At 66.7% G+C, this 22,410-nt stretch carries 18 protein-coding genes; 6 read left to right on the top strand and 12 right to left on the bottom strand.

Annotated features, from left to right (window positions below):
• Positions 1-104: 104 nt before the first annotated feature.
• Complete coding sequence (locus tag VG543_RS17565; protein ID WP_021204159.1) at positions 105-1,988, bottom strand: ATP-binding cassette domain-containing protein; 1,884 nt, start codon at positions 1,986-1,988, stop codon at positions 105-107.
• Positions 1,989-2,347: 359 nt separating this feature from the next.
• Complete coding sequence (locus VG543_RS17560) at positions 2,348-3,223, bottom strand: LysR family transcriptional regulator (protein ID WP_423179149.1); 876 nt, start codon at positions 3,221-3,223, stop codon at positions 2,348-2,350.
• 102 nt (positions 3,224-3,325) lie between these two features.
• Between VG543_RS17560 and VG543_RS17555 the strand changes: the two genes are divergently transcribed.
• Both VG543_RS17555 and dbpA read left to right on the top strand, forming a co-directional pair.
• Positions 3,326-4,405 (top strand): YeiH family protein, encoded by a 1,080-nt coding sequence (locus tag VG543_RS17555; RefSeq protein WP_171952116.1) that lies wholly within the window; start codon positions 3,326-3,328, stop codon positions 4,403-4,405.
• 155 nt (positions 4,406-4,560) lie between these two features.
• A complete protein-coding gene (dbpA, locus tag VG543_RS17550) occupies positions 4,561-5,937 on the top strand; it encodes an ATP-dependent RNA helicase (protein ID WP_423179148.1) in 1,377 nt (458 codons plus the stop codon).
• 78 nt (positions 5,938-6,015) lie between these two features.
• Here dbpA and VG543_RS17545 read toward each other — a convergent pair whose 3' ends face one another.
• The 4 genes from VG543_RS17545 to VG543_RS17530 form a co-directional block, all read right to left on the bottom strand.
• The gene (locus tag VG543_RS17545) at positions 6,016-6,552 is read right to left on the bottom strand and encodes an adenine phosphoribosyltransferase (RefSeq protein WP_164145508.1); all 537 of its coding nucleotides are present in this window, start codon (positions 6,550-6,552) and stop codon (positions 6,016-6,018) included.
• A gap of 713 nt (positions 6,553-7,265) precedes the next feature.
• A complete protein-coding gene (locus VG543_RS17540) occupies positions 7,266-8,831 on the bottom strand; it encodes a protein adenylyltransferase SelO (RefSeq protein ID WP_423179205.1) in 1,566 nt (521 codons plus the stop codon).
• 32 nt (positions 8,832-8,863) lie between these two features.
• Entirely contained in the window at positions 8,864-9,553 is a 690-nt protein-coding gene (locus VG543_RS17535; RefSeq protein WP_155029386.1) for a glutathione S-transferase family protein, read from the bottom strand.
• Positions 9,554-9,709: 156 nt separating this feature from the next.
• Positions 9,710-9,919 (bottom strand): cold-shock protein, encoded by a 210-nt coding sequence (locus VG543_RS17530; protein ID WP_004153307.1) that lies wholly within the window; start codon positions 9,917-9,919, stop codon positions 9,710-9,712.
• 302 nt (positions 9,920-10,221) lie between these two features.
• Between VG543_RS17530 and VG543_RS17525 the strand changes: the two genes are divergently transcribed.
• The gene (locus VG543_RS17525) at positions 10,222-10,710 is read left to right on the top strand and encodes a YaiI/YqxD family protein (protein ID WP_021204710.1); all 489 of its coding nucleotides are present in this window, start codon (positions 10,222-10,224) and stop codon (positions 10,708-10,710) included.
• 5 nt (positions 10,711-10,715) lie between these two features.
• Here the strand turns inward: VG543_RS17525 and VG543_RS17520 are convergent, their stop codons facing one another.
• Positions 10,716-11,594, bottom strand: coding sequence for a pseudouridine synthase (locus tag VG543_RS17520; protein WP_423179204.1), 879 nt, complete (start codon positions 11,592-11,594; stop codon positions 10,716-10,718).
• Positions 11,595-11,719: 125 nt separating this feature from the next.
• On the opposite strand from VG543_RS17520, the gene VG543_RS17515 reads away from it, so the two are divergent.
• From VG543_RS17515 to VG543_RS17505, 3 genes are all read left to right on the top strand, one after another.
• Entirely contained in the window at positions 11,720-12,268 is a 549-nt protein-coding gene (locus tag VG543_RS17515) for a YaeQ family protein (RefSeq protein ID WP_058981770.1), read from the top strand.
• Positions 12,265-13,449 (top strand): NAD(P)/FAD-dependent oxidoreductase, encoded by a 1,185-nt coding sequence (locus VG543_RS17510; protein WP_423179203.1) that lies wholly within the window; start codon positions 12,265-12,267, stop codon positions 13,447-13,449. Before VG543_RS17515 ends, VG543_RS17510 begins: the two co-directional genes overlap by 4 nt.
• A gap of 91 nt (positions 13,450-13,540) precedes the next feature.
• Complete coding sequence (locus VG543_RS17505; protein ID WP_031270852.1) at positions 13,541-15,610, top strand: EAL domain-containing response regulator; 2,070 nt, start codon at positions 13,541-13,543, stop codon at positions 15,608-15,610.
• A 108-nt stretch (positions 15,611-15,718) separates the two neighbouring features.
• On the opposite strand, the gene fabV is transcribed toward VG543_RS17505, so the two are convergent.
• From fabV to tgt, 5 genes are all read right to left on the bottom strand, one after another.
• On the bottom strand, positions 15,719-16,978 hold the full coding sequence (gene fabV / locus VG543_RS17500) for an enoyl-ACP reductase FabV (protein ID WP_111099175.1): 1,260 nt from the start codon (positions 16,976-16,978) through the stop codon (positions 15,719-15,721).
• Between the two features lie 710 nt (positions 16,979-17,688).
• Positions 17,689-18,669 (bottom strand): protein translocase subunit SecF, encoded by a 981-nt coding sequence (secF, locus tag VG543_RS17495; RefSeq protein WP_423179202.1) that lies wholly within the window; start codon positions 18,667-18,669, stop codon positions 17,689-17,691.
• Between the two features lie 15 nt (positions 18,670-18,684).
• On the bottom strand, positions 18,685-20,541 hold the full coding sequence (gene secD, locus VG543_RS17490) for a protein translocase subunit SecD (protein ID WP_058981764.1): 1,857 nt from the start codon (positions 20,539-20,541) through the stop codon (positions 18,685-18,687).
• Positions 20,542-20,602: 61 nt separating this feature from the next.
• Positions 20,603-20,947 (bottom strand): preprotein translocase subunit YajC, encoded by a 345-nt coding sequence (yajC, locus tag VG543_RS17485; RefSeq protein WP_005416201.1) that lies wholly within the window; start codon positions 20,945-20,947, stop codon positions 20,603-20,605.
• Between the two features lie 133 nt (positions 20,948-21,080).
• Positions 21,081-22,211: a tRNA guanosine(34) transglycosylase Tgt gene (gene tgt, locus VG543_RS17480; protein WP_423179201.1), complete on the bottom strand. Its 1,131-nt coding sequence runs from the start codon at positions 22,209-22,211 to the stop codon at positions 21,081-21,083.
• Between the last annotated feature and the right edge of the window lie 199 nt (positions 22,212-22,410).

The following is a 22,410-nucleotide window of genomic DNA, read 5'->3' as shown; positions in this document are numbered from 1 at the left end:
TGGTCCGCACAGATTCCGGATATCCACGCATGGCGTGGATCTGCTGAGCCGAGCGTGGGCTCGGCTCTACATCAATCGGCGCGATCGCTGGCGCCGGTCAACGCTCAGCCTTCCAGCTCTTCCCAGCGCGCGTAAGCGGCATCCAGTTCGGCCTGCACCTTGGCCAGCTGCTGGGTGTGCGCCGTCACTTCAGCACTGCTGCGGGTGTAGAACGACGGGTCGTTCATCGCCGAGGTCAGGCCTTCGACATCGCCTTCCAGCTTCTCGATGGTCTTCGGCAGCTGCTCCAGTTCGCGCGCTTCCTTGTAGGCCAGCTTGCGCTTGGGTGCGGCCGGAGCTGCGGTAGCCGGGGTGGTCGGCGCAGCGGCCGCCGGCTTGGCCGCAGGGGCCGCGGCAGGCGCTGCGATGCTGGCCGCATAACGCTGCCAGTCGCTGTAACCGCCCACGTACTCGCCGATCACGCCATCGCCCTCCATCACCAGCGTGGAGGTGACCACGTTGTCGATGAAGTCACGGTCGTGGCTGACCAGCAGCAGGGTGCCGGTGTATTCGCCCAGCAGCTCTTCCAGCAGCTCCAGGGTTTCCACGTCCAGGTCGTTGGTCGGTTCGTCCATCACCAGCAGGTTGGACGGCTGTGCGAACAGCTTGGCCAGCAGCAGGCGGTTGCGCTCGCCACCGGACAGGCGGGTAATCGGCGCACGCGCACGTTCCGGGGTGAACATGAAGTCCTGCAGGTAGGCATGCACGTGCTTGCGCTTGCCGTTGAACTCGAGGAAATCGCGGCCTTCGGCGACGTTCTCGATCGCGCTCCAGTCTTCGCGGAGCACCGCGCGGTACTGGTCGAAATACGCGATCTGCAGGTTGGTGCCGGCGTTGACTTCGCCCTTGGCCGGCTGCAGCTCGCCCAGCAGGAGCTTCAACAGCGTGGTCTTGCCGCTGCCGTTGGGGCCGATCAGGCCGATGCGGTCGCCGCGCAGAATGGTCGTGGTGAAATCGCGGACCATGGTGCGCTCGCCGAAGGCGAACGAAATGTCCTTGACGTCGATGACCTTCTTGCCGGAGCTGATGCCCTGCGCGGCTTCCATCTTGACGTTGCCGCTGAGATCACGGCGCTGCGAACGCTCCACGCGCATCGCCTTCAGGCGGCGCACGCGGCCCTCGTCGCGGGTGCGACGGGCCTTGATGCCCTGCCGGATCCAGACTTCTTCCTGCGCCAGCAGCTTGTCGAAGCGGGCGTTTTCCTGCGCCTGCGCATTGAGGCGTTCCTCGCGGCGGCGCTCGTAGTTGGCCCAATCGCCTGGCCAGCTGGTGACCTGGCCGCGGTCGATCTCGACGATGCGGGTGGCCAGGGCACGCAGGAATCGACGGTCATGGGTGACGAACACCACGCTGCCGCTCCAGCCCTTCAGGAACGCTTCGAGCCAGTCGATGGCCTCGATGTCCAGGTGGTTGGTCGGTTCGTCCAGCAGCAGCACATCGGGGCTGGACACCAGCGCGCGGGCGAGCAGCACGCGGCGCTTCATGCCGCCGGACAGGCGGCCGAACTCGGCCTCGCCATCCAGGTCGAGCTTGGTCAGGGTTTCGCTGACGCGCTGGTCCAGGCCCCAGCCGTTGGCGGCATCGATCTTGGCCTGCACGTTGCCGAGGGCTTCGCCATCGAAGACTTCGGCATGGCTGAGGTGGTGGAATTCGGCCAGCCACTGGCCCAGCTCGCCGAGGCCATCGGCGACGACGTCGAACACCGAGCCGGCGGCGCCGTGCGGCACTTCCTGCTCCAGGCGGGTGACGCGCACGCCCTGCTGCACGCGGACTTCGCCGTCATCGGGCTTGTGGTCGCCGGACAGCAGCTTGAGCAGGGTGGATTTGCCGGCGCCGTTGCGGCCGATCAGGGCGATGCGTTCGCCCGGCTCGATCGACAGTTCGGCTTTTTCCAGCAACAACGGGCCGCCGACGCTGAAGTCGACGTTCTGCAGAGTAATCAGAGGCATCCGGATATTGTACGGGTTGGGGGCGTCGGCCGGGTTGCACCCGGCACCCGCGGTAGTGCCGGCCGCTGGCCGGCAACTTCAACAGCAACGTCAAAAGCTGGTTTCCTGTGGGATGGCGGGGCGGTATGGGTCTGCAGGACACGCCGTAAACCCATCCATGGGGGCTCGATGGCGCCATCCATGGCGCCAACGGTCCTGCAGACCCACCCCACCCCGCCTCTGACAGTTTCCCGCGATCTGTCGGAACGGCATTCTGCTCTGGTGGGTGTCGACCTTGGTCGACACGATAGATCCACGCCATGCGTGGATGAGCGCTGCAGGGACTGTCGATGGATGGAATCGACTAGGGGTCTGATGGCTTACTCCACGTCCCCCAACAACGCCTGCAATCCCGGCAGCCACTGCTTGCCCGGATGGCGTACCAGCCACAGCGTGCGCTGCAGGGCGGGCAGCGGGGTCTCGAGCACGCGCAGGCGGCCCAGCGCCAGCGGCTCTTCCAGCGCGTGGCGCGATAGGCAGGCCAGGCCGAGGCCGGCGATGGCGGCCTGCTTGATCGCTTCGGTATTGCCCAGCTGCAGGGTCTGCGCGAAGCCACGCAGGTGCGGCAGCAGGGCCTGTTCCACGGCTTCGCGGGTGCCGGAGCCGGGCTCGCGCAGCAGCCAGCGTGCACGGCGCAGTTCGTCCAGCGTCCAGCATGCGGGGGCGTCGGCGGCGGCCACGATCACCAGCGGGTCCTCCTGCCAGGCCGTGACCTGCAGGCCACGTTCGTGGCACGGGCCTTCGATCAGGCCGGCGTCGACGTCCAGGCGCTGCACGGCGGCGACCACGCCGGCGCTGTTGTCGATGCGCAGGTCGACCTCGGCCTGTGGTGCCTGCCGCAACAGCTCGGCGATGCGCGGTGGCAGCAGGTAGTTGCCGATGGTGGTACTGGCGGCCAGCACCAGCCGCAGCGGTGCGCCCTGCGCCGGGTCGCCGCCCGCGGCCAGCTGCCGCTCCAGGTCGGCGGCGTTGACCAGCAAGGTACGCGCCGGCTCCAGCAGTGCGCGGCCGTGCCCGTTCAGCGCCAGGCGGCGGCCGATGCGGTCGAACAGCGGGGTGCCGAAGTGGGCTTCCAACTCCTGCAGGGCGGCACTGCTGGCGGATTGCGAAAGCGCGATGGCCTGGCCGGCGGCGGTAGTGCTGCCGTGATCGGCGATGGCGACGAAGACCTGCAGCTGGCGCAAGGTCAGGCGCATGGCACTTACCTTCTTGATGGGTAGGTTTCACCTATATTATTTGTTTTACAGGTCATCGTCTCAGGCGCACGCTTGCCCCATCTCTCCAGCGCTGCCCGTGCCATGAACGCCCCCGCCCTCTCCCCCTGGTCCCTGCCCGCCCTGCGCCAACGCTGGCAGCCACGCCTGCCCGGCCTCTTGCTGGTGGGCCTGATCGCGGCGGCATCCCTGTACCTGGCCGAGCTTCCCTGGTTGCAGGCGCATGGTCTGAGTGCGCTGACCGTCGCCATCGTCGCCGGCATCGTGGTCGGCAACACCTTCTACCCGCGGCTGGCGCCGAGCAGCGCGGCCGGTGTCGGCTTCTCCAAGCACTGGCTGCTGCGCGCCGGCATCGTGCTGTACGGCCTGCGCCTGACCTTCCAGGACATCGGCCACGTCGGCGTCAGCGGCGTGCTGATGGACGTACTGGTGGTCGCCAGCACCTTCGGCCTGGCCTGCTGGCTGGGCGTGCGCGTGTTCAAGATGGAACGCGAGGCGGCGATGTTGATCGGCGCCGGTAGCGCAATCTGCGGTGCAGCGGCAGTGATGGCCGCCGAACCGGTAGTGCGTGGCCGTGCGGCGCAGGTCACGGTGGCGGTCTCTACGGTGGTGGTGTTCGGCACGCTGGCGATGTTCCTGTACCCGGCGCTGTATGCGCTGGTGCAATCGCACGGCTGGCTGGTGATGGACGCGCGGCAGTACGGCCTGTTCACCGGTGCGACGGTGCATGAAGTGGCACAGGTGGTGGCGGCCGGCCGTGCGGTCAACGAAGCTGCGGCTGATACTGCCGTGATCACCAAGATGGTGAGGGTGATGCTGCTGGCACCGTTCCTGGTCGCCCTGTCGCTGTGGCTGGCGCGTGGCGGCAAGGCCAGCGCCGACGGCAGCAAGGCCCGCATCGTGGTGCCGTGGTTTGCGTTCGGTTTCGTGGCGGTGGCCGGGTTCAACTCGCTGCACCTGCTGCCGGCCGGCCTGCAGGCCGGGCTGGTGCAGCTGGATACCGTGCTGCTGGCGATGGCGATGGCCGCGCTGGGCCTGACCACCCACGTCTCGGCGCTGCGCCAGGCGGGCCTGAGGCCGCTGCTGCTGGCGCTGATTCTGTTCGCCTGGCTGCTGTTCGGTGGCCTGGCGATTCATCAGGGCGTGCTGGCGGTGCTGGGCTGAGCAGTAGCGTGCCGACCAGCCGTCGGCACCCACCCGTAGATCCACGCCATGCGTGAATGGCGGGCCCAGTTGGGGGTCAGAGCCCTTTCCTGCGGAAAGGAGGCCGACCCCACCCCATCAGGCGGGACCGGCCGCGCAGGCAGGTACAATGCGCCATGACTGACTTCTCGACCCTGCCGCTGAGCCCGGCCCTGCAGCCCGGCCTGGATGCCCTCGGCTACACCACCCTCACCCCCGTGCAGGCGCAGAGCCTGCCGGCCATCCTCGATGGCCGCGATGTGATCGCACAGGCGCCGACCGGCAGCGGCAAGACCGCCGCCTTCGGCCTGGGCCTGCTGCAGGCCATCGACCCCAGCCTGATCCGCGTGCAGGCGCTGGTGCTGTGCCCGACCCGCGAACTGGCCGACCAGGTCGGCAAGCAGATCCGCAAGCTGGCCACCGGCATTCCCAACCTGAAGCTGTTGCTGCTGGTGGGCGGCGTGCCGCTGGGCCCTCAGCTGGCGTCGCTGGAAGGCCATGACCCGCATGTGGTGGTCGGCACACCCGGCCGCGTGCAGGAGCTGGCACGCAAGCGCGCGCTGAACCTGGGCGCGGTGCGCACGCTGGTGCTGGACGAAGCCGACCGCATGCTCGACATGGGCTTCGAGGAACCGATCCGCGAGATCGCCGGCCGTACCCACAAGGATCGACAGAGCCTGCTGTTCTCGGCCACCTTCCCCGACAGCATCCGTGCCATGGCACGCGACCTGCTGCGCGACGCGGTGGAAGTGACCGTGGAAGGCGCCGACCAGGCCCCGGCCATCCGCCATATGTTCTGCGAAGTGGAACCGGCGCACCGGCAGAAGGCGCTGGCCGGCCTGCTGCTGAAGTACACGCCGGAATCGGCGGTGGTGTTCTGCAACACCCGCAAGGACGTGGACGAAGTGGCGAACTCGCTGCAGCAGTTCGGCTTCTCGGCACTAGCCCTGCATGGCGACATGGAGCAGCGCGACCGCGAGGAAGTGCTGCTGCTGCTGGCCAACCGCAGCTGCAACGTGCTGGTCGCCAGCGACGTGGCCGCACGTGGCCTGGACGTGGAAGAGCTGGCCGCGGTGATCAACTACGAGCTGCCGACCGACGTGGAGAACTACCAGCACCGCGTGGGCCGTACCGGCCGTGCCGGTGCCAGTGGCCTGGCGATCAGCCTGGTGGCGGGCCGCGAGAAGACCCGCGCCGAAGCCATCGAAGCACAGATGGGGCAGCCGCTGGACTGGCAGAAGACGCCGCTGGCGACGGCGCGCCCGGCCGAGCTGCCGCAGGCAGCGATGCGCACGCTGCGCATCGATGGCGGCAAGACCGACAAGCTGCGCCCGGGTGACATTCTCGGCGCATTGACCGGCGACGCCGGCCTGTCAGCCAAGTTCATCGGCAAGATTGCGATCTTCCCGACCCGCTCCTACGTGGCGATCGCCCGTGAGCAGGCCAACAAGGCCGTGGCCAAGCTGGAAGCCGGCAAGATCAAGGGCCGTCGTTTCCGCGTGCGGATGATGTAAGGAACAGGGTGGTCGCCGGGCGTGGCCCGGCGCTACCGGCATGCCGTGTGTAGCGCCGGGCCACGCCCGGCGACACGCTCAGAACACCAGTTCGGTGTGCAGCGGCAGGTCCGCTTCCCAGCGCGCGCGGCCGCCGAGTCCGTCCAGTTCGACCAACACGCCGGCACCCACCACCTCGACACCCAGGCGGCGCACCAGCGACAAGGCAGCGACCAGCGTACCGCCGGTGGCCAGCACGTCATCGATGATTGCTACGCGGGCACCGGCCGGCAGTGCATCGGCATGCACCTCGATGCAGTCGCTGCGGTATTCGAGCGTGTATTCCTCGCGCAGCACCTGGCCCGGCAGCTTGCCCGGCTTGCGCACCGGCACGAAGCCCACCCCCAGTTCCAGCGCCATCGCGGCGCCGAGGATGAAGCCGCGCGATTCGATGCCCACCACGGCATCCAGCTTCTGGTCGCGCCACCGGTCGGCCATCGCGGTGATCGCGCCGTGGAAATCCCCGCCGTGGGCGAGCAGCGGCATGATGTCCTTGAACAGGATGCCGGGCTTGGGGAAGTCGGCGATGTCGCGCAGGCGGGAGGCCCACTGCGGAGCGACGAGGGCGTCGGTCATGTCACATTGACTATCTGATGGCGGCATAGGGTACCTGTTCCGGGCGCCGGCTGCCTGTTGGGGTGTTCGGCCGGGCTGCGCCCGGCACCTGCAGAGGCCACCGCGCAAGCAAAAGCGAAAACAAAAGCCGCATTCCGAGGGATGGCGGGGTGGGTCCGGTTGCGGGGGGCGCTGCAAGTACGTCCGTCTAGGCTTGGCAGCCGCTTGCTCGTGTGCGCTTTCCTGCGCACACGGCAAGACCGGGGTTGGGCGTCCTGCCCAACCCGCCCGAGGCATGCCTCGGGCCCATGCGGCTCACGCCCCCGCAACCGGACCCACCCCGCCTTCGACAGATTCCTACGATCTGTCGTAGATCCACGCCATGCGTGGATGAATTTTCATCGAAATCGAATATTTCGAGAATTGAACGAAAAGCATCCACGCATGGCGTGGATCGACCGTGTCGACCAAGGTCGACACCTACCCACAGCAGCGGGAATCTGTCGGAGGTGGGGCGGGGGGGGGGGGGGGGGCGCCATGGATGGCGCCATCGAGCCCCCAAGGATGGGTTTACGGCGTGTCCTGCAGCCCCACACCGCCCCGCCAGACCATCGACAATCCAGAGCCGCTTTGGCTCTGGCTTTGGCTCTGGCTTTGGCTCTGGCTTTGGCTTTGGCTTTGGATTCGGCCCTTGCCTCTGCAGGTGCAGGGCGCAGCCCTGCCGAAACCCACCCTCAGGAACTGCAGGACAGCATCGAGCAGCCGGCGCGGTTGTCGGCCCACGCCGGGCGCTTGCAGGCAAAGTGCTCCAGCCCGGCGCGTTCGGTATACGGGTCACGCAATACGTCCTGCAATGCGTGAACACCGCCGAGGTCGCCCTGCTCGGCGCGATCGATGGCCTCCTGGGCCAGCCAGTTGCGCAGCACGTACAGCGGATTGGCCGCGGCCATTTTCGCCGTGCGCTCGCTGGCCGACAGCGGATCCACGCGCAGCCGCGCCGTGTAGTCCTGCAACCACTGCTGCAGCGGTGCCTGCACCGACTGCTGGCGCGCCTCGTCGTAGTACGCCGCGTCAAGCACGCCCACATCGGGCGACGTTGGATCAACGCGCATCAGCGCGCGCCAGGCCAGCGTCATGTCCATGCTGCCGTCCTGCATCAGCTGCTGCCAGCGCAGGTAGAGCTGCAGGTCCTCATCATCCGCCGCTGCCAGGCCGAGCTTGGCCGCTGCATCGCGACGGGTGCAGGCAACGAACGTGGACTGGTACGCCGCCAGTCCCGCTTGCAACGGTTCGACATCGGCAAACAATGGCGACAACGCCTGCGCCAGTCGGCTCAGGTTCCAGTACGCCACCTGCGGTTGGGTGCCGAAACGATAGCGCCGGCCTTGGGCATCGGTGGTGTTCGGCGTCCAGTCCGGATCGAAGTCCTCGACCCATCCATAGGGACCGTAATCCAGCGTCAGGCCTAGCACGGACAGGTTGTCGGTGTTCATCACGCCATGCACGAAGCCGACGCGCATCCAGTGCGCGATCATCTCGGCAGTGCGCACCGCGATCTGCGCGAACCAGTCACCGTACAGCGCCTCGCCCTGCCCTTCGAGCTCCGGAAAGTCGCGGGCGATGCACGCGTCGACCAGCTGCCGCAACAAGCCAGTTTCACCACGCGAGGCCGGCAGTTCGAATGAGCCGAAGCGCAGGAACGACGGCGATACACGGCACACGATGGCGCCGGGTTCGGCGCGGGGATGACCGTCGTAGAACATGTCACGCACCACGTCTTCGCCGGTGCCGACCAGCGACAACGCGCGCGTGGTCGGCACGCCCAGGTGATGCATCGCCTCGCTGCACAGGAATTCGCGGATGGACGAGCGCAGCACCGCGCGGCCATCGGCGCCCCGCGAATACGGGGTGGGGCCGGCACCCTTCAGCTGCAGCTCCCAATGACACCCATCGGGTGCGACCAGTTCGCCCAGCGAGATCGCGCGACCGTCGCCGAGCTGGCCGGCCCAGTGACCAAACTGATGGCCGCCATAATTGGCCGCCCACGGCTGCATGCCGGGGTACAGCGCATTGCCACCGAACACATCGGCGAAGCCATCGCTCTCCACTTCATCGGCATCGAAGCCGAGCATCGCCGCCACCTCCGGCGACCTGGCCAACAGCGTGGGCGCCGCCACGGGCGTCGGCATCACCGGCGACCAGGCGGCGCCCAGCACTTCACGCATGCGCGGGCCGGACTCTGGGTCACCCGGCAGGGCATTCAGCAGGCGATTGTCGAAACGGGGGCTGTCGTTATCCATGGTGTTGAAGATGGGGGCGACGGCCGACGGCCTCAATTGCCGCTCAGCGCCTGCAGATGTCCACCGTGGGCCTCGGCGCGCTGGTAGGCCGGGCGCTCGCCAATGCGCTTGAGGAAGCCGCGCAGCGCCGGCTTGTCGTCGAGGCCACCGCCGCGCGCGGCCGCAGCCTGGATCGGAAAGCTCATCTGGATGTCGGCTGCGCTGAACCGATCACCCGCGAACCAGGGGCTTTCGGCCAGGCGGCGCTCCATCCAGTCCAGGTGCAGGCGCCGCTGCGGACCGATGAAGCCGCGCTCGGCCTTGTCGGCAACGCTGCGCGCGATCGGGCGGGCGAAGAACGGCATCGGCGCGTTGCGGATGCGGCCCATCACCAGGGTCAACAGCAGCGGCGGCATCGCTGAGCCTTCGGCGTAGTGCAGCCAGTAACGGTAGGCGATGCGCTCGGCGCCATCGGCCGGTGTCGGGGACGGCGACAGCTGGCGTTGGGTGTCATAGCGATCCGCGAGGTAGTCGAGGATGGCGCCGGACTCGGCCAGTACCAGCTCACCGTCCTGCAGCACGGGGGACTTGCCGAGCGGATGCACCCTGCGCAGCTCGGGCGGTGCCAGCAACGTCTTCGGATCACGGGGATAACGGCGCAGTTCGTAGTCCAGCCCCAGCTCCTCCAGCATCCACAGCACGCGCAGGGAACGGGAGTTTTCCAAGTGATGGACAATGCGCATGGGGATGATCCTTGGGGAGGCCCACATCGTACCGCGCGCAGTGCATGCCCTTTGTAGAGTCGAGCGTGGCTCGACTCTACAAAAAAACAACGGGCAATAAAAAACGCCGGAAGCTCTCGCTTCCGGCGTTCTGGCTACCAAACGGCAGCAGACGGATTAGACCGCCTGCACCTGGTCAGCCTGCATACCCTTCTGACCCTGGACGGCGATGAAGGTAACCTTCTGGCCTTCCTGCAGGGTCTTGAAGCCGGTGCCCTGGATGGCACGGAAGTGCACGAACAGGTCCGGGCCGCTTTCCGGGGTGATGAAGCCGAAGCCCTTGGCGTCGTTGAACCACTTGACGGTGCCGGTCTGACGATCAGACATTTGACTAACTCCTGAAACACATGTTGAAAAAAATCGCAGCCACCGGGTATCGGGGCCGAGACTGAGTTGCAGGCGTTGGTAAAGCGGATCGATGAGCGGATCGTGAGATCAACTGCACCAGGCCACGATTCACGGTGACCCTAGCAAACACAGTGGGTCGAACGATACGCGTGTTTTCTGCAAAAAGCGATAGCCGGGGCGTTCATGGGCTGGCCCCGCCCGCTAGACGTGGCAAGGGTTGGCAGCCGGTCGAGGCTAACCCTGAGCCCCCATTCAGGATTTTCCTACCCTACACTGGGTAAATGACTGAAGCTGAAACCCAAGCTGAACTGGCCCTCCCCCGTATCTGGGTGGACGCGGACGCCTGCCCCGCCGTCATTCGCGACATCCTGTTCCGGGCCGCTGAACGGGTCGGGATCGAACTGACCCTGGTTGCCAACCAGTGGATCCGCACCCCGCCGTCGCGCTGGTTGCGCTCGATCCAAGTCCCCCAAGGCCTGGACGTGGCCGACAGCGCCATCGTCGAACGGGTCGCCGCCGGAGACCTGGTCGTCACCCAGGACATCCCGCTGGCCGCGCTGGTGCTGGAGAAGAAGGCCGTGGCGCTGAACCCGCGCGGCCAGCTGTACACCCCGAACAACATGGCCGAGCGGCTGTCGATGCGCAATTTCATGGAAGAACTACGCGGCGCCGGGGTCCAGACCGGCGGCCCCCCACCACTGGGCCAGCGCGACCGGCAGCTGTTCGCCGCCGAGCTGGACCGCTGGCTGGCGCGGCGCCCGGCCCGCTGACGGGCCTAGTCGCCCTGACCCGGCAGCACCAAGCGGTGCTGGCTGCGGAAGCGCCGTCGCTCCCCGCTCAACGGATCATTGAAGGCCAAGCCCTGCGCCAGCAGCTGCAGGGGCGGCTCGTCCGCCCCTTCCGGGCGCACTCTGACCTGCGGATACAGGTCGTCGCCCACGATGGGCGCACCCAGCATCGCCATGTGCACCCGCAGCTGGTGCTTGCGGCCGGTTTCCGGCAGCAGCCGGTAGCGCCAGATCGCCCCCTCGGCTTCGACCAGTTCGACCCGGCTGCGCGCATTGGGCTCGCCCGGCACTTCAGCCATGCGGAAGAACGGCTCGTCTGGCGCCAGCCGGCTGTGCCGCAGCAGCGGGAACGCCAGCCCAGGCAGCGCCGGTGCCAGCGCCTCGTAGGTCTTTTCAATGCGGCGCTCGCGGAACAAGCGCTGATAGGCATCGCGTGTCGCCGGCTGGGTCGAAAACAACACCAGCCCCGCCGTGAGCCGGTCCAGGCGGTGCAGTGGTACCAGATCCGTGTTGCCGGTGCGGGCGACCAGGCGCGACAGCAGGGTTTCGCGCACATACCCACCGGCCGGCGTTACCGGCAGGAAGTGCGGCTTGTCGGCCACCAGCAGGTGCTCATCCAGATGCAGGAGGGCCTCGGCGAAGGGAATCACCGGCTCGTCGGCAACCTCGCGGAAGTACTGGATTTCCAGCCCCACCTGCCAGGGCATGTCCGGCGCCAGTGCCCTGCCCTGCGCGTCCTGCACACGGCCTCGGGCGAAGCGGTCCTGCCATTGCGCGCGACCGATGCGCGGGAAACGCGCGCACAGGCCATCGAGCAGGCTGGGCCAGTGGCCGGGGGGCAGCTGCAGGTGGCTGGGCAGGGTCATGGCGTCCATTCCGGCCACGGGAAAGAGCGCCAAGAGTGCCACCGTTGACACTGCGCAGACAGCCCGGCAACGGACACCCTTGGAGCAAACCTCTATCATTGACGTCTTTAGTCCACGGATCCCCCATGGCTCTTACCGCCACCATCCGCAAGGCCGAACTGCAGATCAGCGACATGGATCGCGGCTACTACGCGACCCACAACCTGACCCTGGCCCAGCACCCGTCCGAGACCGACGAACGACTGATGGTGCGCCTGCTCGCCTTCGCGCTGAACGCCGGCGACCGCCTGGAATTCGGCCGCGGCCTGAGTACCGACGATGAGCCGGACCTGTGGGAACACGACTACACCGGCGACATCCTGCAATGGATCGACCTGGGCCATCCCGACGAATCCCGCATCCGCAAGGCCAGCAACCGCAGCCGACAGGTGCAGGTGGTCAATTACGGCGGCAATGCCTCGGAGATCTGGTGGGGCAAGCAGGGCAAGGGCCTGGCGCGCTTCGACAACCTGTCGGTGGTTGACCTCGATGGTGCCTTCGTCGAACTGTGGGGCCAGCAGATCCAGCGCGCGATGCGCTGGAGCGTGCTGATCCAGGACGGTGAAGTGCAGCTGCTCAACGATCAGATGCAGCTCGACGTGATCCCGAACTGGCGCAAGCGCGCCAAGGCATGAGCACGATCCGTTGCGACGTGGTGGTCATCGGCGCCGGCGCGGCCGGGCTGATGACCGCGATCACGGCTGGCGAGCGCGGCCGCCAGGTGCAGGTGATCGACCATGCCAACAAGGTCGGCAAGAAGATCCTGATGTCCGGCGGTGGCCGCTGCAACTTCACCAACACCGGCACCACCCCGGCCAACTTCCTGTCGGCCAACCCGCACTTCTGCAAATCGGCGCTGGCGCGCTACACGCCCTGGCACTTCATCGAGCTGGTCAGCAAGCACGGCATCGCCTATCACGAAAAGGAGCTGGGCCAGCTGTTCTGCGACATCTCGTCCAAGCAGATCGTGAAGATGCTGGTGGACGAATGCCAGGCGGCCGGTGCCCAGATCCGCACCGAATGCAGCGTGCAGCGCATCGAGCACGGCAGCGACGGGTTCCGCGTGCACACCACGCAGGGCCTGTTCCACTGCGCCTCGCTGGTGGTTGCCACCGGCGGCCTGTCGATTCCGAGCATGGGCGCCACCGGCTTCGGCTACGAAATTGCCCGCCAGTTCGGCCACCAGGTGCTGCCGACCCGCGCCGGGCTGGTCCCGCTGACGCTGAGCGGCAAGCACCAGGAGCGGCTGGCCGACCTCAGCGGCGTCGCACTGCCGGTCGAGGCGCGCTGCAACGGAAAGAGTTTCCAGAACTTCATGCTGCTGACCCACCGCGGCGTGAGCGGCCCGGCCATCCTGCAGATTTCGTCGTTCTGGCAGCCCGGCGATGCGCTGGAGCTGGACCTGTTGCCGGGCCAGGATGCGGGCGAGTGGCTGCGCCAGATGAAGCGCGAGCGGCCCGCCGCCGAGCTGCGCACGGTACTGGGTGAGGTGCTGCCCAAGCGACTGGCGCAGCGCCTGTGCGAGCACTGGCTGCCGGACCGCCCGGTGCGTCAGCTGGACGAGCCGGTGCTGCGCCAGGCCGCGCAGCTGCTGGGCGCGTTCCCGCTGGTGGCCAGCGGCACCGAGGGCTATCGCACCGCCGAAGTCACCCTGGGCGGCGTGGATACCGCCGAGGTGTCGTCCTCGACAATGGAATCCAAGCGCGTACCCGGCCTGCATTTCGTCGGCGAGGTGATGGATGTGACCGGCTGGCTGGGCGGCTACAACTTCCAGTGGGCCTGGGCCAGCGGCCACGCGGCCGGTGGCGTGGTGTGAACCACATCGCCGTTCGTTGCGCGCAAGGGGTGCGCGCATGGACGGTTCGCCGCGCATCGTGTATCTAGATTCGCAGATTGGGGAGCAGTGCATGCAGAACGCGAACGACATCACCATCCGCCTGCTGATCGTCGATGACAGCGGCGAGAATGCCGAAGCCATCGTCAGCACCCTGCGCAACAGCGGCATCGCGGTGCGTCCGTGGCGCCCGCAGGATGCTGCCGAGCTGGCCCAGGTGCTGGCCAGCCAGGCCATCGACCTGGTGCTGGCCTCGCCTTCGCAGGGCATTCCGCTGCCGCTGGTGGCCCAGCATATTGCCGCCAGCGGCAAGGATATTCCGCTGGTACTGCTGGCCGAGCGCATCGACGAAGACGAACTGGTACAGGCCAGCAGCCATGGCATCCGTGCCCTCGCCCTGCGCCAGCGTTCCGAGCACCTGCTGGCCGTGGTCCGTGACCAGTGGGTGGACCTGCAGGCACGGCGTGGCCTGCGCCGCATCGAGGCGCAGATGCGTGAGACCGAGCGCCGCTGCGATGCGCTGATTGCCTCCTCGCGCGATCCCATCGCCTACGTGCATGAAGGCATGCACATCCGTGCCAACGACGCTTACCTGGAGATGTTCGGTTACGAGCATTTCGACGATATCGAAGGCATCTCGCTGCTGGACATGGTTGCCGCGCAGCACGTGGAAGGCTTCAAGCAGCTGCTGAAGGGCCTCAGCCGCGGCGAAGCGCCGCCGCCGCAGTACCAGCTCGACGCGCGCCACCAGGATGGCAGTGCGTTCCCGGCGACGATGGAATTCACCGCCGCCACCTACGAGGGCGAATCCTGCCTGCAGGTGGTGCTCCGCCGCCGCATGGAGTTCGATCCCGAGTTGGCACGCGAGGTCGAGGACCTGCGCCAGCGTGACCAGGTGACCGGCCTGCTCAACCGACCGACCTTCATGCTGCAGTTGGAAAGCGCAGTGGCCCAGGCCGGGCGCAGCGAGGGCCAGTTCGGACTACTGCTGATCGAGCCGGACCACTATGCGCGCCTGCTGCCGGACATCGGCCTGGCCTCGGCCGATACGCTGATCGGCGCCCTCGCCGGCCTGCTGGCCGAAGTAGTTGGCGCGGACGCGCAACTGGCCCGCTTCGGCGAACACAATTTTGCCGTGTTGCAGGCCGGGCCCTACGCGCAGACCGTGGCGCTGGCCGAGCGCATCCGCGAAGCCTACGCCGCACACGTCTTCAGCATCGGCGCGCGTTCGGCCACGGTAACGGTCAGCATCGGTGGCGTGCAGGTGGGCGAGAAGATCGCCAGCATCGGCCAGGTGCTGGCACGCGCGAGCGAATGCACGCAGGCCGCCGCCGAACTGGGCAACACCTGCCGCATCTTCGACCCGGCCGCCGCCGACCGGGTCGAGGAAGAGCGCGTGCTGCGCTGGGTCGCCCGCATCCGCGAGGCGCTGGCTGGCGACGGCTTCCAGCTGCACTACCAGCCGGTGCTGAACCTGCAGGGCGAGCCACTGGAGCTGTATGAGGCCTACCTGCGCCTGGAACACAATGGCGAACTGCTGAGCCCGACCGCGTTCCTGGGCATCGCCGAAGAACACGGGCTGCTGGCCGACATCAACCGCTGGGTGGTCTCGCAGGCGATCGCGGTGCTGGGTGAACGCGCGCGTGCGGGTCATGCCACCCAGGTGCTGGTGAAGGTCACGCCGGAATCGTTCGATGACCCGCAGATGATCGCCACCCTGCGCCGCGAGCTGCAGGCGCAGGGTGTACCCGGCGAACGGCTGTGGCTGCATGCGCCGGAAGCCAAGGTGTTCACCCACCTGCGCAGTGCGCAGCAGTTCCTTGCTGAAGTGGCGCCCCTGGGCTGCCGCATCGGCCTGGAACAGTTCGGTTCCGGACTGGATTCGTTCCAGCTGCTCGCCCACTTCCAGCCGCAGTTCCTCAAGCTGGACCGCGGTTTCACCAGCGATCTGGCGGCCACCCGCGAGAACATCGATCGCATCAGCCAGATCACCGCACGCGCGCAGGAGGCCGGTATCCGCACCATCGCCGAGTTCGTCAGCGACGCCAATTCGATGACCCTGCTGTTCAGTGCCGGCGTGGATTACGTGCAGGGCGATTTCGTCGGCCCGGCGTTGCCGGAGATGGGTTTCGAATTCGGGTGACCGAGGGTAGTGCCGGCCGCTGGCCGGCAGCCTCTGGTACCCGGGGTTGCCGCCCCGCGCCCGGCTCTACACAAAGAGAAGGCCGGCTTTCGCCGGCCTTTTCGTTGATCAGGTCATGTCGACCAGGTTGTCGATCTTCACGTCCGGATTGACGTCGGCCTCGTAGTCGACGCCCTCCACGCCAAAACCGAACAGGCGCAGGAAGTCGGCCTTGTAACCGGCCAGGTCGCTGATTTCGTACAGGTTCTCGTTGGTCACCTGCGGCCACAGCGCGACCACCTTGCCCTGCACGTCCGCCGCCATTTCCTTGTAGTCGGCACGCAGGCGGCCTTCCTCGTCGACCAGCGCAACGGTGTGGCCATCGCCATCGACCAGATCGTGGCGCAGGCGGTCGACCGCCGTGCCATCGGCCCTGCCGCCGTAAAGGATGTCGTACAGCACGTCGAGCTGCTCGATGCAGCCTTCGTGAGTACCCTTTTCCTTCATCACCTTGAACAGCAGCGACAGGTACAGCGGCATGGTCGGAATGGCCGAGCTGGCCTGGGTCACCACGGCCTTCAGCACCGACACGCGCGCGTCGCCGCCGATTTTCGCCAGCTTCTCGCGCAGGCCCAGCACCTTGGTGTCCAGGTCCTTCTTGGCGGCGCCGATCGAGCCGTTCCAGTAAATCGCCTGGGTGATCTCTTCGCCCACGTAGGTGAAGGCCGTGGTGGTGCAGCCGTTGGCCAGCACGCCGGCATCGGCCAGCGCGTCGATCCACATCTGCCAGTCTTCGCCACCCATCACCGCAACGGTGCCGGCGATCTCTTCCGGCGTGGCAGGCTGCAGAGTGGTCTCGGTGATCACTTCCTTGTCGGTATCCAGGCCACGCAGGGTGATCGGCTCGCCGATCGGCTTCAGCGTGGAGCTGATGATCTCGCCGGTCTTGGGGTGCTTGCGGCGCGGTGCAGCCAGGCTGTACACGACCTGGTCGACCTGGCCGAGATCGGCCTTGATCATCTCGATGGTTTTCGCCTTCACCTCATCGGAGAAGGCATCGCCGTTGATGCTCTTGGCATACAGGCCGGCTTCGTCGGCGTACTTGTGGAACGCGGCCGAGTTGTACCAGCCGGCGGTACCCGGCTTGGATTCACTGCCCGGGCGTTCGAAGAAGATGCCCAGCGTTGCCGCGCCACTGCCGAACGCGGCGGTAATGCGTGCGGCCAGGCCGTAGCCGGTGGAGGCGCCGATCACCAGCACGCGCTTGGGGCCGTTCTGGATCGGCGGGCGCGCGCGGATGTAGTCGATCTGCTGCTTGACCGCGGCTTCGCAGCCAGTCGGGTGGGTAGTGACGCAGATGAAGCCGCGGACACGCGGTTTGATGACCATGGATACCTCGGGTTGGCAGATGCGGCGCACGGGGCGCTCAGCAGGAATACGGGCGCGCGCCTGTGCGCGCGAACCGCAGGATCGTAGTGTGCGGGGGCCGAATGCACAACCGACGCTGGCGTAGGGTGGGGTTTCTTTGCAGGGTTGCACCCTGCACCTGCGGTAGTGCCGGCCGCTGGCCGGCAACCTCAACAGCAACGTCAAAAGCCGGGCTACTGAGGGATGCCGGGGTGGGTCCGGTTGCGGGGGACGCCGTTAACCCGTCCATGGGGGCTTGGCCGCGGCATCCATGCCGCGGACACCCCCGCAACCGGACCCACCCCGCCTTTGACAGTCTTCCGCGATCTGTCGGAACAGCTCTTGGGGTCAGATCCGTTTTTCGAAGGAAAACGGATCTGACCCCAGAATTGTTTCGATATCTGACAAATGTGTCGACCAAGGTCCACACCTACCCACAGCCGTGGGGATCTGTCAGAGGTGGGGCCATGTGGGTTGGCAGGACCGTTGGCGCCATGGATGGCGCCATCGAGCCCCCAAGGATGGGTTTACGGCGTGTCCTGCCAACCCACATGGCCCCGCCACCCCACGGAATGCACGCTGCTGCTGTTGCAGGCCAGCGGCCGGCACTACCGCGGGTGCAGGGCTGCAAGCCCTGCACACAAAAAACCCCGCTTGCGCGGGGTTCTCTGTGTGTTGCGTGCAGCAGGCGTTTACGGGCGACGGGCCAGGGCCTCGACGTCCTTCGCCTTCGGCAGCAGGTCCTGCTTGCTGACGCGCAGGAAACCGATCGTCAGCATCGGCACCGCCACCAGGATCGAGGACAGCACCACGATCACTGCACCGATCATGTGCGTCTCGGCCAGGCCTTCCATCGAGCTGCCACCGTACAGGTACAGGGCCAGCGCGGACAGGAAGAACATCACCGCGGTGATCACCGTACGCGACAGCGTCTGGTTGATCGAGCGGTTCAGCACTTCCATCGAGTCCACGCGCAGGCTGCGGAAGTTCTCGCGGACGCGGTCGAAGACCACGATGATGTCGTTGATCGCAAAGCCCATCACCGAGAGCAGGCCGGCCAGCACGGTCAGGTCGAACTCACGGCCCAGCAGGGACACGTAAGCCACCGTCACGATCAGGTCGAACATCGCCACGATGCTGGCGGTGACCGCGAACTTCCATTCGAAGCGCACCGCGATGTAGATCAGGAAGCCGGCCAGCATGAAGATGGTGGCGTACAGGCCATTCATCGCCAGGTCCTTGCCGATCTGCGGGCCGACGAACTCGTTGCGCAGCACGGTGGCCTGGTTGTCAGCCGTGGACAGTGCCTTCACCACGGCAGCGGCAGTGGCCTTGTCCTCGGCAGCGGCATCACCGGTGCCCGGCGCATGCTCGCCGTGCGGCGCCAGGCGGATCAGCAGGTCGGTGTTGCCACCGACGCTCTGCACCTGGGCACCGTCGAAGCCGTTCTGCTCCAGCTTGGCGCGGACCTGCTCGACGTCCACGGCCTTCTCGAAACGCGTTTCGATCAGGGTGCCGCCGGTGAAGTCCAGTGCGTAGTTGAAGCCCTTGATGCCGATGATGGCGACCGAGGCCAGGAACACCACGATGGTGACTGCCATGGCGACATGGCGCCAGCGCATGAAGTCGATCTTGGTGTCGTTCGGGAGGATGTGCAGCGGAAACAGTTTCATGTGCGTGTCGTCCCGTCAGATGGCCACGTTCTGGAGCTTCTTGCGGCGGCCGTAGATCAGCGTCGCCAGCGCACGCGACACGGTGATCGCGGTGAACATGGAGGCGAAAATACCGATGATCATGGTCAGCGCGAAGCCCTTCAGCGGACCGGTACCGAATGCAAACAGCGCCACACCGACGATCAGGCCGGTCAAGTTGGCGTCGAGGATGGTGCCCGAAGCACGCTCGTAACCGGTCACGATCGCGGTCTTGCCCGGCACGCCGGCACGCAGCTCTTCTCGGATACGCTCGTTGATCAGCACGTTGGCGTCCACCGACAGGCCGACCGACAACGCCAGGCCGGCGAAGCCCGGCAGGGTCATGGTCGCGCCGAACAGCGACATCACCGCCACCACGATCAGCAGGTTGAACAGCATTGCCGCCGAGGTGATCACACCGAACATGCGGTAGTAGATGCTGAAGAACACCAGGGTGAACAGGAATGCGAACACGACCGCGCGCATGCCGTTCTTGACGTTCTCGGCGCCCAGGCTCGGGCCGACCACGCGCTCTTCGACGAAGTCCATCGGCGCAGCCAGCGAACCCGACTTCAGCAGCTTGGCCAGGTCCTCGGCTTCCTTCTTCTGCAGGCCGGTGGTCTGGAAGTTCTTGCCGAACACACCATTGATGTTGGCCACCGAGATCACTTCCTCGTTGACCTTGAAGCCACGCACTTCCTGGCCGTCGACGACGGTCACGGTCGGCACGCGCTCGGTGTAGACCACCGCCATCGGCTTGTTCACGTTGGCGCTGGTGAAGTCGAACATGCGCTGGCCGCCGACATTGTTCAGCGTCACGCTGACGGCCGGAGAGCCACTGTTCGGATCGGTCACCGCCTGCGCGCCGACCATCTGGTCACCGGTGACGATCACGCGCTTGTTCAGCAGCACCGGGCCCAGGCCGTCACGACGCTGGTACACCTTCGCCTCCGGCGGGATGCGGCCGGAATTGATGGCGTCCTGCGCATTGCCCTCGACCACCGCGCGGTACTCCAGGGTGGCGGTGGCGCCGATCATGCGCTTGGCTTCGGCGGTGTCCTGCACACCCGGCAGCTGCACGACCACGCGGTCTGCACCCTGCCGCTGGATGATCGGTTCGGCCACGCCCAACTGGTTCACACGGTTGCGCAGGGTGTTGATGTTCTGCTCGATGGCGCCATTGGCGATCTGGGTGATCTCGGTCTCCGGCACGGTGACCGTGATGCGGTTGCCACTGACGTCATAGCCCAGCGTCGGCTGCGCCTTCACCAGGGCGGCGCGCGCACGCTGCGCGGCGTCGTCGCCGGCGGACGGGCTCAGGTTGGCCACGATGCTGTTGTCGGCACGGCGTTCCACCGACTGGTACGGAATGCGGGCGTCGCGCAGCGTGCTGCGCACGTCTTCGGTATAGGCATCCAGACGCTTGTCGAGGGCAGCCTTCTGGTCGACCTGCAGCACGAAATGCACGCCGCCCTGCAGGTCCAGGCCCAGCACCATCGGGCGACCGCCGAGGTTGGCCAGCCAGTCCGGCACGGTCGAAGCCAGGTTCAGCGCCACGGTGTACTTCTCGCCGACGGTGTCACGCAGGACGTCGCTGGCAGCGGACTGCGACTTCAGGTCCGACAGGCGGACGATCAGGCTTTCCCCTTCCTTTTCGGCACCGATGGTGGCGATGCCGGCCTTTTTCAGGTCGGCCAGCACACGGTCGCGCAGCGCATCGTCGATCTGCCCGCCACGGTTGGCGGTGATCTGGATGGCCGGGTCCTTCTGGTAGATGTTGGGCAGCGCGTACAGCGCGCTGAGCGCCAGTACGATCAGGATGACGACGTACTTCCAGCGTGGAAATTCGAGCATTGCTTGGGTCCCGCGCGGCGCCATCCCCGGCGCCGCGGTTGTGCTTCGGAAAGGGAGTGGCTTACTTGGCCGAATCCAGGGTGCCGGTCGGCAGCACGCTGCCGACAGCGCCCTTCTGCACGCGGATGCGCACGTTGTCGGCCACTTCGACGGTGATGAAGTGGTCGCCGATGTCGGTGACCTTGCCGGCGATGCCGCCGTTGGTCAGCACTTCATCGCCGCGCTTGATCTTCTCCAGCATGGCCTTGTGCTCCTTCTGCCGCTTCATCTGCGGGCGGATCATCAGGAAGTACATGATGGCGATCAGGATGATCGGGAACAGCAGCGTGGTCAGGCCCATGCCCTGCGGTTGGCCGCCGGCGGCCTGGGCGTGGGCGGCGGGAATCAGGAAAGCAAGCAGGTTCATCGTTGGTCCTTTGGTTGGGCGGCGCTCCCGTCCCTTGAGGGGCGGGGGTGTCGACCGCGGATCTGGGTCAGCCTTGAAGTATGCCACGGCCCCGGGCGTTCGTCCTTGGACCGTTTGGCAGGGGGCGTCCGGGTTAGAGGGGCGGGGCCACCGCCCCGCGTGCCGCGTAGAAAGACTCACGGAAGGCCAGGAAGGTTCCCGCCTCGATGGCCGCACGGATGTCGACCATGAGCTTTTCGTAATAGAACAGGTTGTGCAGGGTGCCCAGCATCGGCGCCAGCATCTCGTTGCAGCGGTCCAGGTGGCGCAGGTAGGAACGGGTATAGCCACCGGTGCAGGCCACGCAGCCGCAGCCCGGCTCGATCGGGTCCATGTCGCGCGCGTACTGGGAATTACGGATGCGGACGGTGCCGAACGAGGTGAAATAATGGCCGTTGCGCGCATTGCGGGTCGGCATCACACAGTCGAACATGTCCACGCCACGTGCGACACCCTCGACCAGGTCCTCCGGCCGGCCCACACCCATCAGATAGCGCGGACGGTCGCTTGGCAGCTCCGGGTCCAGGTGGTCGAGCATGGCGTTGCGCTCGTGCTCCGGCTCGCCCACGGCCAGGCCGCCGATGGCATAGCCGTCGAAGCCGATCGCCTGCAGGGCCTCGGCCGAACGGCTGCGCAGATCGGTGTGCACGCCGCCCTGGACGATGCCGAACAGGGCCGCGTCGTTGCCGAGCTCGTCATGCGCGTTGCGGCTGCGCTGGGCCCAGCGCAGGCTCAGCTCCATCGAGCGGCGCGCCACATCCTCGGTGGCCGGATAAGGGGTGCACTCGTCGAAGATCATCACCACGTCCGAATCGAGCACCTTCTGGATCTTCATGCTCTCTTCCGGGCCCAGGAACACGCGGGCACCATCGGTGGGCGAGGCGAAGGTCACGCCCTGCTCGGTGATCTTGCGGCGGTGGGCCAGCGAGAACACCTGGAAACCACCCGAATCGGTCAGGATCGGGCCATCCCAGCGGCAGAAGCCATGCAGGCCGCCGTGGTCGGCGATGATGTCCAGGCCCGGGCGCAGGTACAGGTGGAAGGTGTTGCCGAGGATGATCTCGGCGCCCAGCGCCCGCACCTGGTCCGGCAGGATGCCCTTGACCGAGCCATAGGTCCCCACCGGCATGAAGGCCGGCGTTTCCACCGTGCCACGCGGGAAGGTCAGGCGGCCACGGCGGGCACGGCCGTCGCGGGTCTGGAGCTGGAACTGCAATCGGGACATGGAGCGGTCATTCGGGCAAATAGTTGCCCATTGTCTCCCAAAACCGCCCTCCCTGCTCCGGTAGCGCCGGGCCACGCCCGGCGGAGCGGTTTGCCCGGGATGGCCGGGGCTACCGGATTCATCACGCATGGTGTGGATCTACCTGGGCAGTAGAGCCACGCCATGCGTGGCTTTCCTGGTCTCCAGGCACCTGCAAGTG

This window comes from Stenotrophomonas sp. CASM101 (assembly GCF_049384845.1).
In the GTDB taxonomy this organism is placed as follows: domain Bacteria; phylum Pseudomonadota; class Gammaproteobacteria; order Xanthomonadales; family Xanthomonadaceae; genus Stenotrophomonas; species Stenotrophomonas hibiscicola.
Note: the sequence above shows the minus strand (reverse complement) of the source record. Positions and strands in the feature narration are given on the sequence as shown.